General features: G+C 40.5%; 12 protein-coding genes and 1 pseudogene. 10 read left to right on the top strand and 3 right to left on the bottom strand.

Annotation, left to right across the window (positions count from 1 at the left end):
• Positions 1–31: 31 nt before the first annotated feature.
• Positions 32–2,122, bottom strand: coding sequence for a LysR family transcriptional regulator (locus V7K67_RS11330; RefSeq protein ID WP_334733086.1), 2,091 nt, complete (start codon positions 2,120–2,122; stop codon positions 32–34).
• 196 nt (positions 2,123–2,318) lie between these two features.
• Positions 2,319–3,368: an LLM class flavin-dependent oxidoreductase gene (locus V7K67_RS11325; RefSeq protein ID WP_335166563.1), complete on the bottom strand. Its 1,050-nt coding sequence runs from the start codon at positions 3,366–3,368 to the stop codon at positions 2,319–2,321.
• A 571-nt stretch (positions 3,369–3,939) separates the two neighbouring features.
• Between V7K67_RS11325 and sfnG the strand changes: the two genes are divergently transcribed.
• On the top strand, positions 3,940–5,037 hold the full coding sequence (gene sfnG, locus V7K67_RS11320) for a dimethylsulfone monooxygenase SfnG (RefSeq protein ID WP_334733088.1): 1,098 nt from the start codon (positions 3,940–3,942) through the stop codon (positions 5,035–5,037).
• Between the two features lie 570 nt (positions 5,038–5,607).
• The gene (locus tag V7K67_RS11315) at positions 5,608–6,816 is read left to right on the top strand and encodes an SfnB family sulfur acquisition oxidoreductase (RefSeq protein ID WP_334733089.1); all 1,209 of its coding nucleotides are present in this window, start codon (positions 5,608–5,610) and stop codon (positions 6,814–6,816) included.
• Positions 6,817–7,156: 340 nt separating this feature from the next.
• Here the strand turns inward: V7K67_RS11315 and V7K67_RS11310 are convergent, their stop codons facing one another.
• A complete protein-coding gene (locus V7K67_RS11310; RefSeq protein WP_335166561.1) occupies positions 7,157–8,791 on the bottom strand; it encodes an iron uptake porin in 1,635 nt (544 codons plus the stop codon).
• A gap of 657 nt (positions 8,792–9,448) precedes the next feature.
• Here V7K67_RS11310 and V7K67_RS11305 point away from each other — a divergent pair.
• The 8 genes and pseudogenes from V7K67_RS11305 (at position 9,449) to V7K67_RS11270 (ending at position 17,310) form a co-directional block, all read left to right on the top strand.
• Positions 9,449–10,633: an acyl-CoA dehydrogenase family protein gene (locus V7K67_RS11305; protein WP_334733091.1), complete on the top strand. Its 1,185-nt coding sequence runs from the start codon at positions 9,449–9,451 to the stop codon at positions 10,631–10,633.
• 147 nt (positions 10,634–10,780) lie between these two features.
• Entirely contained in the window at positions 10,781–12,256 is a 1,476-nt protein-coding gene (locus V7K67_RS11300; protein WP_335166559.1) for a hypothetical protein, read from the top strand.
• Positions 12,253–13,599 (top strand): DUF1822 family protein, encoded by a 1,347-nt coding sequence (locus V7K67_RS11295; RefSeq protein ID WP_334733093.1) that lies wholly within the window; start codon positions 12,253–12,255, stop codon positions 13,597–13,599. The genes V7K67_RS11300 and V7K67_RS11295 overlap by 4 nt, the downstream gene beginning before the upstream one ends.
• A 53-nt stretch (positions 13,600–13,652) precedes the next feature.
• Positions 13,653–14,111 (top strand): annotated as a pseudogene (locus V7K67_RS11290) (ISKra4 family transposase); the annotation flags it as partial.
• Between the two features lie 114 nt (positions 14,112–14,225).
• The gene (locus tag V7K67_RS11285; protein ID WP_334733094.1) at positions 14,226–14,360 is read left to right on the top strand and encodes a hypothetical protein; all 135 of its coding nucleotides are present in this window, start codon (positions 14,226–14,228) and stop codon (positions 14,358–14,360) included.
• A gap of 77 nt (positions 14,361–14,437) precedes the next feature.
• A complete protein-coding gene (locus tag V7K67_RS11280; RefSeq protein WP_334733095.1) occupies positions 14,438–14,728 on the top strand; it encodes a helix-turn-helix domain-containing protein in 291 nt (96 codons plus the stop codon).
• A 36-nt stretch (positions 14,729–14,764) separates the two neighbouring features.
• Positions 14,765–15,601, top strand: coding sequence for an LssY C-terminal domain-containing protein (locus V7K67_RS11275; protein WP_335166556.1), 837 nt, complete (start codon positions 14,765–14,767; stop codon positions 15,599–15,601).
• 608 nt (positions 15,602–16,209) lie between these two features.
• Positions 16,210–17,310: an AI-2E family transporter gene (locus V7K67_RS11270; protein WP_335166554.1), complete on the top strand. Its 1,101-nt coding sequence runs from the start codon at positions 16,210–16,212 to the stop codon at positions 17,308–17,310.
• Positions 17,311–17,370: the final 60 nt, after the last annotated feature.

The raw sequence follows: 17,370 nt of genomic DNA, 5'->3' as shown, positions 1-17,370 counted from the left end.
CTAGGTGTGTTTTTACCACACTCAGCACTCTTCATCCTGTTTCAACAGGCGTTGAACCCTCATAAATTGGCAAAGGTATTGGTAGCGGTAGATTATCTTTATCATAGAGGACTTTTAGATGTCTGCTAAACTGTTCCTCAACAAAATAGCTGCTAGAAAATTCACTTGCAAAAGAAACCTGATGAAAATGATAATCTAGATTCAACAAATTGTAGACAAGTCTTAAAAAATAATCATCTATCCAAAAATCTACATCAAATAGTGAAATCCCATATTTCCCTTCTAACCTGCGATTTAAAGTTTTCAGTAACCAAGACCATTGAGGTTTGAGAGTCGGATCGATACGATTACCAAAGACAGGATTAAAAAACTGATTTACTTGAGTTGTCCTAACATCACTCACTTTAGTTAATAAATCTGCCGCATTTATAGGAGATGAATTAAACCAATAGTTAGCAACTACTAAATCATGTAAATAAGCAACTACAATTTTCGGATTTTCTTTAATAAACTGTGAGCGACAAACAATTCCTCTGATTGATGGAATTCTTAAATTAGTTGTTTGAGATAAAGGTAGTTTTCTGACAAAAGCATAAGCTTCTAAAATTGAGGCAAAGGTGTGACAACATACGTAAGCGTCTATAGTTTTATTTGCCAAACTCTTACTTGCTTTACGAGGATCTTCATTCACTAATCTGCAATCTATACTGACATCCAGATCATAGAGATCAAAAAGAGTAATGATGAACCTATGAGCATTTGAACCAAATAAGGTAGAAATTCGTTTACCTTTTAGATCCTGGACAGTGTTTATCGGAGAATCTTTATTCAGAACAATATTTATATCTTGACCCAAAATATTATAAGAAGCAATCCCAATTAATTTAGAACCAAAACTTAAATCATCAAAAAATTGGCTACCATTATTCAAAAGAGAAATATCATCTAAAATACAAATATCTAGTTCTCCCCGTTTCATCTGACGGTTCATTTGTTCCCCAGAAGCAAACGGCAGAATTTGTAACTCAAAATCTCGATTAATTTCAACATTTTTGAAAATAGCCTGTTCAAGTGATGATGCTCTCTGCAAATCAGAAATATACTTAGTTCCATAGCCAGCAACAAACTGTCCTATAGAATCCCTCTGAATACCTATCCTCAGAATATTTTCCTCTTTGGGAGAACCGCTACCTAAAAATAGATTTACATTGGGTAAACTTTCTAAGTTATCCCGATCGAGTCTAAAACTTCTCACCAAACTCTCTGCGGATATTAACAATTCACTAAAGCGAGGAACATGAAGATAAATTCCATATTCGTTAACATCTTGAATCGGAAAAATTAAGGCTTCGTATTCAGATATTATATCAGCTTGACAAAAGTCAGGTAAAATCGTTAGCTTTTGATTTTTTGAAGCATAGTTGAGTACATCTTGATAACTATTTAGCACTTGTACGCCACTTAATTTATTTATCAAAAATCCATTTTTAGATAGTTCCTGATGAACCTCGTCTAAAAGCACAACATCAGCCAGATCGATATCATTTATTTTAACTAAGCTACGCTCATTGAGATATTTACTTGCTCCAAAGGATACCAACAGCATTTTATGAGTTGTTAATCTAGTGCAGTGGTGTTCTTCTTTATATCCAGCGCAACTGTTAAGCAAGAGATCCATTTCTATGAGTTGAGAATTTGAAAAAAAGCTGCTATCTTTAACTGCAATCTCTTTAATATTTCTACCCGGAAAACAAAGCTGAAATCGCTGCAAATATTGTTGGAGCCAGACTTCTAAAATTAAATTAGTAGCTCCCAGTGTCAAATTTTCGCCCTCAGCGCTAAATGTTGCCTGAAATTCTTCTTGCAGATTTTCTACAGTTTCTACTACATTGAGTGTCTGGGAAATCAATTTCTTGCCTTTATTAGTCAAGTATATAGAGCCAGGAGAGCGATTTAGGAGAATTACTCCAAAACAATCCTCTATTTGTTTGACTTTTTTACTAATTAATGCTTGACTATATCCTAGCTTTTGGGCGGCTTTGGAGAAGCTACCACAGTCATCGACTGCTTTTAAGATTTTCAGGTGATTTAGGGTAATGTCTTCGAGTTTAATCTTATTCACTCTAGTAATTTAGGGGTGTAGGGGTATAAGGGTGTATTGGCTCTGGTGCGTTGGACGAGGATTGAAACCTCGTCCAACGCGGTTGTCCCAAGGGACGGGGCTTTTAACCTAGGGGTTGTTGGGGCTAGTCTTTTTTCCCTACACCCCTACACCCCCACACCCGACCCAACGGGGCTTGGTAAGGCAAGATTTTTAATTACAACGGAATTAAAGTACTCTGCTCTGCATATTCGGAAATAACTAGTTTGTGAAAGCGAATAGTATCTTCCAACATAGATTCAAATTTGAGTACTATTAAGTCAACGCCAACGGCTTCGTATTCTTTCAGGCGTTGAATAACAGTATAGCGATCGCCAACGAGTTGAGCGGATAAACCGAGATTGGCTTCAATGGTTTGACTGATATCTAGTTTGTTGTGGGCAACTACGTTAGGATCGATTTGCTCTTGAAAGTACTTAATCTGCTCCTGATCGGCAGAACGATAAATCGCTTCTAATCTGGCTTCAGCTTGGGCGGTATGTTCACGAACGATCGCAAAAGCACTCATGGCTACTTTAATCTGACGACCGTAGCGATCGCTAGCCAATTTTTTCACTTTCTGCACCAGTGCTGCTGTTTTTTCAGGATCATCAGCATTGATAAATAAATAATCTCCCCGGCGAGCCGCTAGGTCAATCGCCCGATCTGATTCACCAGCAATAAAAATTGGTGGTGTTGGTGTCGGTTGATCTGCGAGAATACCGCCCTTAATGGTGTAGTATTTGCCAACATAATTAAAGCCTTCTACTGTCCACAGCCCCTTAATTACCTCAATATACTCTTCTAATCGTGCGTAGCGATCGCTATGGGGTAGCCAGATATCTCCATAGCTTTCTACTTCTAATTTCCACCAGCCTGCAATACCACTGAGAGCAAATCTGCCATTACTAAATTGATTTTGAATGTTTGCACTCAAATTGGCCACCACCGCAGGTAGTTTAAAACCAGGTTGTACAGCCGCAACAATCTTGATATTCTTAGTGTTCAAACTTGCTAAAGCTGCTGTAATCCAACCGTCAGCAACATTATAGTTAGGCCCATGAACTGCATTTAAGTAATGTTCAGGAATGTAATAGAAGTCATAACCTAACTCGTCTGCCTGAACTGCCAGCTTTACCAAATCTTGGGTGGATAAATTAGCCTCATGGTTGACAACCCGCAACCATCCACCACAGACCGGCGACCAAATTCCAAACTGAAGCGGCATAAATGTTTTTCCTGTGCTTTTTTTTACGAGGCATCAATTAAACTACGGCATCTACACCTTTTTACCGTGATTTAGTAGTTAACACTACCATATTTATTTCTGCTGTGTACAGTTGCAGATGATACATGAAAATCAGTTATCTATCACGATATGGAATGGTATAGATATTTTGTCGAGTCCTGATTCCTGATTGCCCTGACAGAATCAGGATAATAGCCAGCTAATATAAAAAATAATTAAATACTCAGCAAAAATGGGCTGTATTCCATTTTGGAATACAGAAATGGAATTTAAGTATATCGAATCACGACATCAGAAAAATTGTTGTGATAAAGTCTGATTCATTCAGAACTACGGTAGTGCGATCGGTTTATGGTATATTATTGCCATCAGAGATTTGTCTACTTGTAAACTCAGAGTAGTTTCCAACCGCTCTCAAGCTTTCGATTTTGACTAAGATTTTGCTCTATCAAATTTTAGCTGATTTGTTAGTGATGACAAATTCCGCTTTGTTGCATCACTTGCAAACTTAGATAAATAACCAAGCAGTTTCAATTACAAACGCACAATTATGGTAGATATTAAATTCGCATACTGGATTCCCAACGTTAGCGGTGGGTTAGTTGTTAGTAAAATTCCCCAACGCACAGATTGGACTTACGAATATAATGCTCAACTAGCTCAGACGGCTGAAGAAGTTGGATTTGAATATGCTCTAGCACAAGCCAGATTTATCGCCAGCTATGGCGCGGAGTACCAGCTAGAGGCACTTACAACCGTATCAGCTCTAGCTCCAGTCACCAAAAAATTGAAGCTAATTGCAGCAGTTCACCCTGGATTGTGGCATCCGGGAGTAGTTGCCAAAATCGGTGCCAGTATTGATTTTCTCTCTAACGGTCGGTTTGCTCTGAATGTAGTTAGCGGCTGGTTTAAAGATGAATTCACTATATATGGTGAACATTGGTTAGACCATGACGAACGCTATCGTCGTTCAGAAGAATTTATCCGCGTTCTCAAAGGTTTGTGGACTGAGGATGAGTTTCACTTTAAGGGTGACTTTTACCGGATTAACGGCGGTTGGGTGAAGCCTAGACCAGTTAATCAGAATCCACACCCAGAGATATTCCAAGGTGGTAACTCCAAAGCAGCGCGGCGGATGGCTGGCCGCGTCTCTGATTGGTATTTCATGAATGGCAATACCATAGAAGGAGTGAAAGAGCAGATTACAGAAGTGTCTAAATTAGCGAGTCTTGAAGGACGCAAAATTAAGTTTGGACTGAATTCCTTTATCATCGTGCGAGATACGGAAGCAGAAGCCCATGAAGTGTTGCGCGATATTATTGCTCAAGCTGATGTAGAAGCCGTGAAAGGATTTGGCGAAGCGGTGAAACAGGCGGGATCTTCGACTCGTGAACGTGAGGGAATGTGGGCGAATTCCAATTTTGAAGACTTGGTGCAGTATAACGATGGCTTCCGTTCCGGCTTGATTGGTACGGCTGAACAAGTAGCTGAAAAGATTCGCCAGTTCCATGCAGTGGGAGTTGATTTAATTCTTGGTGGCTTCTTACACTACTCAGATGATTTACCAGCATTTGGTAAGACAGTAATCCCACTTGTGCGTGAACTTAAAACTAATCGTCGGACATCTGATGAGTTGGTTGGGGTGTAGATTAACACACACTTTATAAGAGTGGATTTTGTTGAGCTGACGTTGCTGAATTAAATAGGACTTACGCAAAAATCGCCAAAAAGCCTAATTTATCGTACCGCCTTCTTTTCGAGAGGCTGACGCCAACGCACAGCGTCTCGTAGAGAAGACGCCAAGAGCGCCGAGAATTCATAGAGTGTGCGTAAGTCCTATTAAATAAAGTATGATTTTTTTGGGCTACACCCCGCTTCGCTGACACGCAGAGGCGCAGAGAGTAAGAGTTTGAGAAATGGAATTTTTAATTTTCATACCTCAATTCAGCAACGCCATTGAGATCACGGCTAAACCCACTTCTACAGCAACTAGCGAAACGCTACGCAGACATCAACACCTAATTAGACATCTCCGAAAATGAATGTAGAGACGTAGCAGTGCTACGTCTCTACAAGGACTCTGGATAACGCATATTTAATTTCTGGAGATGTCTATTGCATAAACTTCCTAAATTTAGGATAACTCTGCGTACCTCCGCGTTTTCCTTAGCGTTCCTCTGCGTTTAAAGATGATCAATCACAATCAAGGAGCTTTATTATGACATCAGTAATTAATACCGAACAAAAAGCCCATATTATTCGGGATGACAAAGAAGCGATCGCGATCGCTCACGAATTAGCAGCTGAGTTTGCCAAGGGAGACTCAGAGCGCGATCAAACTCGGCGTTTACCTGCTGAAGAGGTAGAAAAGTTCTCCCAAAGTGGATTATGGGGAATTACAGTCCCGAAAGAGTATGGCGGTGCTTTTGTCTCAAGTGCCACCCTGGCAGAAGTAGTTAAAATCATCTCCGAAGCTGACTCTAGCCTCGGTCAAATTCCCCAAAACCACCTCTACATGGTGGAAGCAGTCCGCTTGGATGGCAGCGATGAGCAGAAGAAGTTCTTCTTTGATTTGGTTTTACAAGGTAAGCGCTTTGGTAACGCCTTCTCGGAAATTGGCACTAAGTCTGTCACCGATGTGCAGACAAAGTTAGAACCATCTGGATCTGACTTCGTACTCAACGGACGCAAATACTACTCTGCTGGAGCATTACTGGCGCATTGGGTTCCTGTGATTGCCAGCAATTCAGATGGTAAGACAGTGGTGGCATTTGTCGAAAGAGATGCCGAAGGACTAACCCTACTTGATGATTGGACGAGCTTCGGACAGCGTACTACTGCTAGCGGCACTACCATTATTGAAAATGTGAAAGTTAAAGCAGAACACGTGATTCCGCACTACTTAGCCTTTGAAAGGGCTACTCCAATGGGTGCGATCGCGCAAATCATCCAAGCCGCCGTAGATGTAGGAATTGCTAAAGCCGCAGTCCGTGACACCATTCACTTTGTCCGTAAATATACCCGCCCTTGGGTTGACAGCAATTTAGAAAAAGGTTACGAAGATCCGCTGACACTGTACAACTTAGGCAATGTCCAAATTCAGGTTCACGCTGCTGAAGCATTGCTGCGTCGTGCAGGCGAATTTCTTGACGTTGCCAACGAGTCAGGTTTAGAAGAACCCAAGGTAGTTGAAGCATCGATCGCAGTTGCTGAAGCCAAAGCCTTAGCCACCGAAGCAGCATTACTAGCTACTAACAAGTTGTTTGAACTAGCAGGTACTAAGTCCACATTGGAGGAATTCAACTACAATCGCCACTGGCGAAATGCCCGCGCTCACACACTCCACGATCCTGTGCGTTGGAAATACTATGCTGTTGGTAACTACTTCCTCAATGGTGTCTATCCCCCGCGCCATCCTTGGTTGTAATTGCCACATTCTCTATTGGGGTGACTCAATTTTGGATTTTAGATTTTGGATTAGGAAATTTTTCAATCTAAAAGACGCTCATAGATTCGTTCGGCTTAACTAAGCGATCGCCAATCTAAAATTGAAAGATTTTTTAAAGTTTTGGATTTGTAATTATTTAATCCAAAATCCAAAATTTAAAATCTAAAATTTACCAGAATGCTTTATCCCTGATAAATCCAACATTATTTAAGTTGATCCTATGAGCGTTGCAAATCCAACCCAGAGGCGGAGCATTTGGAAAAGCCAGCCAAATTCAGCGGACATAATATAAATTGCTCTTTGCACCTTTGCTAATTATCTAAAAAGTGAAGGTTGTCCTGACAGTGCCAATTACTGCATCTTGATTGTCATTGTTTTGAGCAGGAGCCGTGATCCAAATTACGCCAGGGGTGATGGCAATGTTATCTGTAAGCTGATACTTGTAAAAACCTTCAATGTGTAAGGATAAATCGTTTGCAGGTGCAGGATTACCACCCCGATAAGGTTCTGCACCCACAACAACACCACCAAGGTTGCCTTGTTTACCTAAATCTGGGAATGCCAATCCCAGAGCATAGTACCAAATATCTGCACTACCACTACCTGCCAGATTCTTGGCGTTAGTGTAGCCAAAGAAGCCATTGACTGCAAATCGAGGACTAAATTTATAAAAAGCTTCCATTCCGTAGGAGTTGGTAATCATCCGTTCAAATGGAGTATTGGCTTGTTGTGTTCCGACTAGTGTAAAACCACTACCAAGGTCAAATATTCCTCCCCGATTTTGGTAGGCATTTACATAAGTCAAACCAATGCCAGAGTTCTTGTTGGGGTTCCATGCTATTTGTCCAAAGGCGCTGTATTGACCATTAAAAAAACCGCTGTCTGGCTGAGGATTGGCATGATCTCCTGCTAAGTAAGCCAAGCTCAATACCAATTGGTCACTTAATCGATAATTGAATCCTCCACCGGCACCACCACCAATACGGTAGATAGGACTAGAGGAAGCAAATTCTGTCAAAGCACGACCGCCGCCTGTAGCACTGTCCAAATAAGGACTCAGAGTCGGAATGAAATCAAAAAATACTCCGTTTACGGCTCCTATATAAGCATCGATTTTGCTGCCAACTTGGAAGTAGTAAGAGAGCCAATCTACGGATAATTGGTTGTTACTAGGAGCAAGATTGAAGGTTTGCAAACCTTCGGCTGAACCACCAGGAAGCTGCAAGGTAGTAGTGTTTCCGGTACTTAGACGAGTATTGAGAGTGTCTTTACCTGTAAAACTAGTTTTGAAAACGAGGCGAACTCTATCTTGAAAAACGGTGTTATTCCCATTAACTGTGCCTTGGAAGGCATTTGTAATCGCAAAAATTACTTCCGCAGAAAGCTTTGTAGTTGTGGAAAACTGATTGGCTTCTAGTTCCGCAGTTCTCGCTTCTAAACGATCAACACGACCTCGTAGAGTTGCTAGTTCAGCGGTAAATTCTTCTTGCAGTCTTTGGACGCTAGTTAAGTCTTCTTTGGTAACTAAGTCAGATGTAGCTGTTGCAATTAGCTCGTTGATTCGAGATAAACAAGCATTTAAACCTGCTGCAAATTCATAGCGAGTGATGGCGCGGTTTCCCCGATAAGTGCTATTTGGATACCCCGCAATACATCCATAACGCTCAACTAAAGACTGGAGTGCTTGAAAAGCCCAATCAGTTGGCTGCACATCTGAAAACTGAGATACAGATGTTACCTGAGACATGCTGTTTGTCTGTTGGACATTTGTATCACTATTGATTTCAGGAATTTTAGGCGTTTGGGCAATGGTTATTACCGAGGTATTGTCCCTGAAATTGGCGGTTTCAGCCACTAATTTGCTGTCTTCGGCATGGGCTGATGTGCTGACTAGCAAAGTAGCCCCCAAAATCACCGATTCCATAAATAAATTATGAAATGAACGGTTGAACATTTCTATCACTCCTCACATTGTTGATTTGAAAAATTTAGTGAAAGCCATCAGACATCTCAGTGAATTGTCCAGCTAAAAACTTATGACTGCCCTGAGAAATGTTGAATTACTATTACACTTAAAAGGTTTCACTAATATTGCTACACTTACAGATACAATCAGATAAATCAGTGAATTTCTGAAGTTTTATCTGCATATTTTAGTGTCAAAAAATACTTGTTTTCACAATAATAGAATTCCTCTAAAAGCTGGTCTATTTGCCAAGGAAATGTCTATCTGTAAAAGTATTTAAACTTTTAGACAATCATTAGATTTTTGTCCATTACTTACTAACTATTGTTTACCGATTAAGCTAGAGTAGGTTAGTCTATTCAAGTTAATAATATTGCATATATGCTCTTAAAAAACAAGTACATTAAAATAATTTTTCTCATGTATTTTTTTCCTGCTTGACTCTCAAGTAAATATTTTTTATCTGGCACTAAGAAGCTATAGATTTAGCAAAAAATAATTTAATTTTAACTTGCTTTATTAGTTAAACCATGTAATGATATGGTGATAGTACAGTAGTTTTATCAAAACACTGTAAATTGAAAGTTTTTCCAAGCAAGTTTATAGTTACTCCTTACAAAAGGTTAGCCGGAGAAGTTGCAAGATATGCAATTAATCGAAACTAAAGAATCTCAAAATTATCTTGATATAGCTAAGTCTTTAGCAAAGGAATTTGCCCAAACTGCTGTAGAGCGGGATGCCAAAGGTGGAACACCAAAGTATGAACGCGATCGCTTGCGTCAAAGCAGCTTACTAAAACTGATCGTACCCACAGAGTACGGTGGTTTCGGACAAAACTGGATTACCGTTCTGCAAATTACCCGCGAGTTTGCCAAGGTTGATAGCTCCATTGCTCACGTCTTTTCTTACCACCATCTAGGTGTAGTCATTCCTCATATCTTTGGTTCGGCGGAGCAAAAACAGCGATATTACTCAGAAACTATTCAGAATAATTGGTTTTGGTGCAATGCCCTTAACCCTTTAGATAAAAGAACTACTCTGACACCAGAAAATAATTATTTCCGTCTCAACGGTGTTAAAAGCTTTTGCTCTGGCTCTCAAGACTCAGATATATTGCCGATCGCTGCCATTCATCAAGAAACTGGTGAATTGAGTATTTTGGTAATTCCTAACCAACGGCAAGGCGTTACTGTTAATCATGATTGGAATAATATCGGGCAACGGCAAACAGACAGTGGTAGTGTGACTTTTGAGAATGTGTTGGTGTACCCTGACGAAATTCTTAGTAGTAGAGACAAACAAGGTCAACCCTTCACCACTATTCGCGCCTGCTTAACTCAATTGAATCTTGCTAATATCTACCTGGGAATTGCCCAGGGAGCCTTTGAAGCTGCTAAAACGTATACTTCCACGAATACAAAACCTTGGCTGACATCAGGTGTAGAGAGTGCAACCAAAGATCCTTACATCCTCCAGCACTACGGCAAAATATGGGTTGATCTGCAAGCAGCTACACATTTAACTGAGCAGGCGGGAGAATTGCTACAAGCAGCTTGGGAGCGGGAATGGTCACTGACCTCAGAACAGCGGGGAGAATGTGCGCTCTTAGTTGCTGCTGCTAAAGTCGTCGCCACTAAAGCCGGCTTAGACATTACCAACCGCATATTTGAAGTTATGGGCGCACGTGCGACTAGTGCAAAATATGGCTTTGATCGCTATTGGCGTAATCTCCGCACGTTCACTCTCCACGATCCAGTAGATTACAAAATCCAAGATATCGGAAACTGGGCGTTAAATGATGAACTGCCAAAACCTAACTTTTATTCATAGTAGTCTGTCAAATTCATTTTCATTTTGACGGTTAGAGAGACGCGATAAATCGCCGTCTCTACTAAGATCCTCAGTTTTTGTCCTCAATGAGTTTTTGCCATACAAGCTAAAACTGCATAAGGTGAGTGACTCTGGAATTAAGAACCAATGTCAGGCGATACTGCTGTTGATGGTTTAGTTCAAATACTTATGGGTGTGGCATCACGATATTGGCAACTAGTGAAAATTGATGGGGCGGGACGGCGACAGATTCGGGAAATTAGTGCAGCTAAGGCGTTTTTTGTAGATGTGTTCCCAGCGATCGCCTCTGGTGGAGGGAACGCCATGTCTACGACGGGCTACGCCTACGCAGATAATACAGATCGTCATCATGTCCCAGATGCAGAAATTCAACTCCAACTGCTGCAACTATCGCGGGATGCGCCTGCTGATAAATGCTTGTTAGCACAACGTTGTCTATTGTGTTTTATATCTTGGCAAATTGAGCAAGTTTGCTTACAATTGGCAGCCAATTTTGGGAGTGTTCACGGTTTCAGTTGTGCTGATTTGCTGCCTTACGTCCTAGATGATGATGGCAGGCTACAACCGAATGGCACTTATCAATCTCTTTCTCAAAAGATTTTGCAGAGTTTTAACCCACAACAAAGCAGTCTCACAACCTGGACAACTACCAGAGTCAAACACGATGCTGCACTCAATAAATTTTTGCTGGAGTGCGGAGTTTACATGGTGAGTGACTGGGCAATTCTCAATGATACTCGACCTCAACAGCTAGAGCGCATTTTCCGAGAATTTTACGCCTTAACACCTCCAGAAATTCAACAAGCGCAACAGCTTTTAGAAAGCTACCATGCTGTTTATCGGACAGCACGTCTGCAACAGCGATCGCTCTCGATTGGGGGGAAATGTACTACACCGACAACTCAACAACTACAACAAATCGCCACTCTCCTCCAAAGTCAAACCAGTCAAACTCTCAAGAGTGAGACTGTGATGACACAACTGCAAAAACTCGCGACTCAACTAAGAGAATACCGGATTTGTATGCGGGGTGGGGCTTTACCGACAAAATCTCTAGATACTATTACTGGTGACGAGTATAGTGACACTAGCAAAGCGTTAGATAATGAACAAACAGAATTTTTGCAATTATATCGCCCCCAATTTTTGGCTTGTTTAGAACAAGCATTGGCTATAGTGACTCAATCACGGGTAAATAGTTTAGAACGGAAAAAGGGTGAAAAAGCCAAAAAGTTTTTGCAAGCACTCAAATTATTTCACTGTCAAAATTTACGCATGACAGAAATTGCTGACAGTATGGGATTACGCGCCCAAGATGCAGTAACTCGTTTGCTAAAACTAAAAGAATTTCGTGCTGATGTCAGACAACAGCTTTTATTATTGTTATGCGAGCGCGTTTTGGATTTGGCAAAAAACTACTCTCATCCAGACAGGCTAATAACTCTAGAACAGCAAATTAAACTTGCTCTTGACGAACAAATTACTCAAGTTATAAAAGAAGCAGGAAATCAATCTCAAACAGCAAAAATCAACACAATAGAAAATGGTCTGTTTAGTGAAAGACTCTGCCGTTATCTCGATTCGCTTAATGAGGAAATATGACTAACTTATCCCCAAATACTCCGCAGATGCGGCTAGATTTTGAATCTTTACCAACAGCCGCCATTACTCTCTCTGCTGATCAAATTACTCAAGCAGTAGAAGTCAGTAGTAAAATCAAAAATTCGTCTCAGCAGTGGCAAACTTATATTCATGCTTTGGCGTTATGCGCTTTTGAAGAATGGTTAGCATCACGGGCAATTTCTCTGACAATTAACCGGGAAAGATGTACAACTTTGCAGCCAGCACTTGCCAAGGCGATCGCGGCTGTGGCAAATTTACAGGTAGGGAAATTTAAAATTTGTTTAATTACCACTGGTAGCCTGACTGATGAGCAAATGTATTTACCGCAAGCAGTTGTAGATTTACCAGAATATATTCCTCATTTTTATGTGTGGGTGGAAGTTTTAGAAGAAGAAGATGCAGCACTTATTTCGGGATTTTTATCCTATCAGCAGTTAAGAGAACACCAGACAAGAGTTAATTTACAATCATCAGCAGATTGGAATTATCAAATACCTGTGAGTTGGTTTGAGAAGAATCCAGACCGCTTATTGTTATACTTGCGTTGTCTAGAACCAGAGACAATTGCTTTACCAGCTAAAAGCGAAAATACCCAGCTTTTATCGACAATTCAAAATGAATTACTAGCATTATTACCCCAATTGCGATCGCCTGGAACAGAACTATGGCAAGTATTAACTTGGGAACAGGGAAAGGTAGTATTGACTCATCCAGAGTTGCTGAATTGGATTGATAATTTACAGCAGCAAACACACACGTCTTCAGTTAGTGACAGCTTAAAAGATTTACTAAAATTGTTGACAGAGCCAGCGCTGAATGTGGGACGTTGGTTGTGGGATGAATTAGATGAATTAGCAGAGGAATTTTCTTGGCGATTATTGCCGAGTTTGACACCAACGGCGGCGATGCGAAGTCCAACAGAAGAGTTTCCAGCCATTATTAACCAACTTCAGCAGCGAGGTTTAGAAATTCCGGCTGTGGCGCGGGGTGCGTATCAAGATTTTCTCTTAACAGCAATTCCACTGCGATTATATGCCGTGACTTGGCATTTGTTAGGGGAATCAGAACCAAATTTGTGGACATTATTGTTAGTTCTTGGCACAGCTTCTCACACAGCTTTACCGGGTCATTTAAAGCTGCGGGTGAGTGACCAAACTGGGGTTTTAGTAGAACGGGGTATAAATCCACAACAGGGTGATTCTTATTTATTTACGCGTGTGGTGGGGAATTGGGATGAGAAGTTTTTGGTGAGTGTAAGTTTAACAGATGGTGTTGAGGTGAACTTACCTCCATTTACATTTTCTCCCAGGCGGTCGGTTTAGTTTCTCCGATTACATTTTTGGTAACAAATATCTCGTGTATAAGTGTTAATCTATATAGTCGGTTAGAGGTACAAGATTTGTTTCATCTGATGGAAAACCTACACAAGATTGGCGGTTCTAATCAACGGCTTCATCAGGCTAAAACCTTTCTCTGGCAAGGAAAAGTTGATGATGCTATTGCTGTCTTTGCTGACTGTCAGCTAAAACAAGCTCTTAATTTCTGTACTTATCTTGAGAAACATCGACACCGGATTGTCAATTACCAATATTATCAAGCAGAACAAATCTGTTCCATTGGTTCTGGTGCTATTGAGTCTACTGTCAAACAGATTGACCGTCGAACCAAAATTTCTGGCGCACAATGGAAATCTGATAACGTTCCTCAAGTCTTAGCTCAACGCCAGAGCTTATCTCAATGGATTAATCTTTGCTCGCTAAATAAAAACTGGGATGCTCCCGTCATTTGTTTGTACCAAAAGCATTTTCACTTTCGCATTGGCGCAGCCGTTTAATTGTGATATATGAAGTTCAGAGCCAATAAAACAGCGCTCTTGTTACTACAAAAGCGCTTTTTATTACTAATTATTTGCCCTGTACAGATTACAATACGGTTCGGTTAAGGTTTTTTGATTAAAATTCTAAATTCCAAAGACGCGATAAATCGCCGTCTCTACAAAGGAATGATTATTGTAGAGACGGCGATTTATCGCGTCTCTTGCCTTAACCGAACAGTATTGGTACAGATTATTGATGTGAATTAAATCTTGCTAATAACTCTTCACGGGATAAACTAGACAATTCCAGTAAAAATCTTGCAAAGTCACTAAAAACAGAGGAAGTGCCACAGAAGGTTAAAGATAGAGCGGAAGTAATCAGGCTAAACGCACATGGCTGGTATGTAGAAAAAATAGCAGCCCACTTTGATTGGGATAAGCAAACAGTTAGAGATGTTTTGCACAAATGGAGAAAGCAGGGTTTAGAGGGTCTTTGGGAATTGCCGGGTCGAGGGTTAAAACCCAAGTGGAAAGAAGAGGATATCGTATTTTTGGAAGAATGTCTAAGAATTGAGTCAGATCAACTGCTCTTGCCAAGGGATCAGTGGTACAACCTATTAGCTAGAGATGATTAATTAAAAAAGTCAATATAGCTTGGTCGCCGGATTCAAATGCAACAAGCCTCTAACTCAAATAGTGATAAACACCCAAAACATCGACATTGGTTTTGGTATATTTTTGGAACGTCAGTTGGTTTACTCGGCTTATATGGAGTGGTGAGTTATGTGGTTTTACCAGCACTGTGGCGTCACTACGAACATAACCCCAAGCTGGAACATTCTCCGAAAACGACGCAAACGGCAGAAGGGATCTCTGGAGATCCTTTGAATATTGGATTTGTCGGTACAACAGCAGAAGTGGTGCAGGTGCTACTGGCAGCAGGCTGGTATCCGGCAGACCCGATCACCTTAGGCTCAAGTGTTGGAATTGCTAAAAGTGTTCTCCTTAAGGATTCTTACCCAACTGCACCTGTAAGTAATTTATATCTGTGGGGCCGTAAACAGGATTTAGCTTTTGAACTACCTACAGGAAACAATGCCAAAACTAGACATCACATTCGCTTGTGGCAATCAAACAACCTGAATGCTGATAGTAGACCCTTATGGTTAGGTTCAGCAACATTTGACCAAAGCGTGGAACTTAGCCACCGCACAGGACAGATTACTCACCATATTGACGCAGACATTGATCAAGAAAGAGATAACGTAATTAAAAGTATTGATTTGACACACCAGATTGCCCAATTATATCAAGTCACAGGTATAGGGGCCACATGGGTTGGTCGTAACGGAGGAGGTGACAGATATTTTACAGATGGCGAACTAACTATTTGTGTACTTTCAATGAATAATATTGCTCAAACAAAACCATCAACTTATTCACCATCACCAGAGCCTGTTCAGTTCAAAAATCAACTGTGGTCATGGCTGCGACACTATTTGAAATAGCTCAACTCAAGAAAACAGGATAATTTTATGCAGATGCACAAAATGTTAAACTTATCGGGAAAGGCAGAGGGCAGGAGGCTCAGTTGGCTTTTATGGAATTCTGACTCGTGTCAAGAAGCTCGTGACCGTTCGCGCAGCGTCTCGAAGAGAAGGGAACAAGGGTTTAAGACCCCCACCAAACTTTCTTGTTTTGTGGCCTCAATTTAGGAGGGGTTTGAATCCCCTTCTAAATTGAACCTTCTGACTTGAAAATACTCCTTCGATGAGTATCTATATAGATCCATAGATCCGTCTCACATGACATTTTCATTCATGGTGATGAAATTTTTTCATTGGGACTGCCCTCTGCCCTCAGCATAGCTGCCTTCTTCAATTTTCAAGAAAGATAATTTAAATTTCTAGACCTCTGTGAGGGTAAATAGAATAAAATTTTAGCTAGGAAGTGAAATATCTGAACAAATTAAAATTGACTTGACTATATGGGCACAAACAAGAGAGAAAAATGAGACTTGTGTTAATCAGGCTTACAGTTCCTCTTAAAAATAAAAATTCTGCGCCATCCCAGGCACTAAATTTGTAAAATTCAAACAGAAGAATAAGTGATAGTAATGGCGAATCCCAGAGATACAGAGAATGGATGGTCGCAGTTAACTCGTGGTGCGCCATTGGCAGTAATGGTAGCGGTGGTACTCTACATTTTATACCAACTTTTACCAGTATTAGAACTTTTAGTTGTTGCAGCATTGATTGCTTTAATTTTACGAACCCTATTAAGGTTTTTGCAAAAGTTAGTCAAATCACAGGATATTGCTGTTTTGTTACTAATTGGATTAATCATCGGATTTGTTGTGGTATTAGCTACTGTAGTCCTACCTAGTGTGACATTTGAATCTCAAAAATTAATCAAAACATTACCAACTTATCTCAATAGATTGACAGGAGATGTTGAGCAACTGCGCCAGAAATTTGCTTTTATTCCTGACATTTCCCAAGCACTAATACAATTACGGAATTTGACCGACCAGTTACTAGGGGGAGTACCAGTTTTCTTAGGTGAAGCTTTGAGTTTAACCGTAGAGTTGGTAGCAACGTTAATTTTAGCGCTTTACATGGCTTACGATCCTAATTCCTTAGTGAAAGGGATTTTAAGATTAGTACCAAGGCGACATCACCATCGGTTTAAAGGAATCCTTAAGGCTTGCGAGACAAGATTGCGAGGCTGGATTTTTGGGACAGGAATAGCGATGATATTTCTGGGTGCTGGAGCAACATTTGGACTTTTGATTTTGGGTATTCCGTCAGCACTACCATTTGGGATTATTGCAGGTTTATTTGAAATAATTCCTTACTTTGGTTCGGTCATTGGTGCTTTTTTACCAGCATTAGTAGCATTGAGTATTTCACCGCTAAAACTAATATTTGTGTTGATACTTTTCTTTGTAATGAATCAAATAGATGCTCATGTTGTTCAGCCTTTGGTGATGGGTCAGCAAGTTAATATTCATCCAGTGATGGTGATTGTAACATTTTTGGTAATGGGTAAGCTATTTGGATTTATTGGTGTGCTGCTTGCAGTGCCTGCGGCAGCAGTGATAATTACGCTTATTGATGAGTTTACGCCGTCAGAAAAGCTGATAGAATCAGTCGGAGTTGAAACTGAAATAGATGTTCAATCGAACGATATTACTCAAGATCACAACCAAAGTTGAAAATCGAAGAAAAAATCAGCATTTACTGTTTGATTTCTGTGAAGTATTTCTGAAACTTAG

This window comes from Nostoc sp. (assembly GCF_036917155.1).
Lineage (GTDB): Bacteria > Cyanobacteriota > Cyanobacteriia > Cyanobacteriales > Nostocaceae > Nostoc.
This window is presented reverse-complemented; position numbering and strand designations above follow the sequence as displayed.

What these genes read in the sequence shown, in the direction of transcription:
- V7K67_RS11300 (WP_335166559.1), top strand. Translation starts at nt 10,781, where the DNA reads ATGTCAGGCGATACTGCTGTTGATGGTTTAGTTCAAATACTTATGGGT.
- V7K67_RS11270 (WP_335166554.1), top strand. Translation starts at nt 16,210, where the DNA reads ATGGCGAATCCCAGAGATACAGAGAATGGATGGTCGCAGTTAACTCGT.
- V7K67_RS11325 (WP_335166563.1), bottom strand. Translation starts at nt 3,368, where the DNA reads ATGCCGCTTCAGTTTGGAATTTGGTCGCCGGTCTGTGGTGGATGGTTG.
- V7K67_RS11315 (WP_334733089.1), top strand. Translation starts at nt 5,608, where the DNA reads ATGACATCAGTAATTAATACCGAACAAAAAGCCCATATTATTCGGGAT.
- V7K67_RS11310 (WP_335166561.1), bottom strand. Translation starts at nt 8,791, where the DNA reads ATGTTCAACCGTTCATTTCATAATTTATTTATGGAATCGGTGATTTTG.
- V7K67_RS11275 (WP_335166556.1), top strand. Translation starts at nt 14,765, where the DNA reads ATGCAACAAGCCTCTAACTCAAATAGTGATAAACACCCAAAACATCGA.
- V7K67_RS11295 (WP_334733093.1), top strand. Translation starts at nt 12,253, where the DNA reads ATGACTAACTTATCCCCAAATACTCCGCAGATGCGGCTAGATTTTGAA.
- sfnG (WP_334733088.1), top strand. Translation starts at nt 3,940, where the DNA reads ATGGTAGATATTAAATTCGCATACTGGATTCCCAACGTTAGCGGTGGG.
- V7K67_RS11305 (WP_334733091.1), top strand. Translation starts at nt 9,449, where the DNA reads ATGCAATTAATCGAAACTAAAGAATCTCAAAATTATCTTGATATAGCT.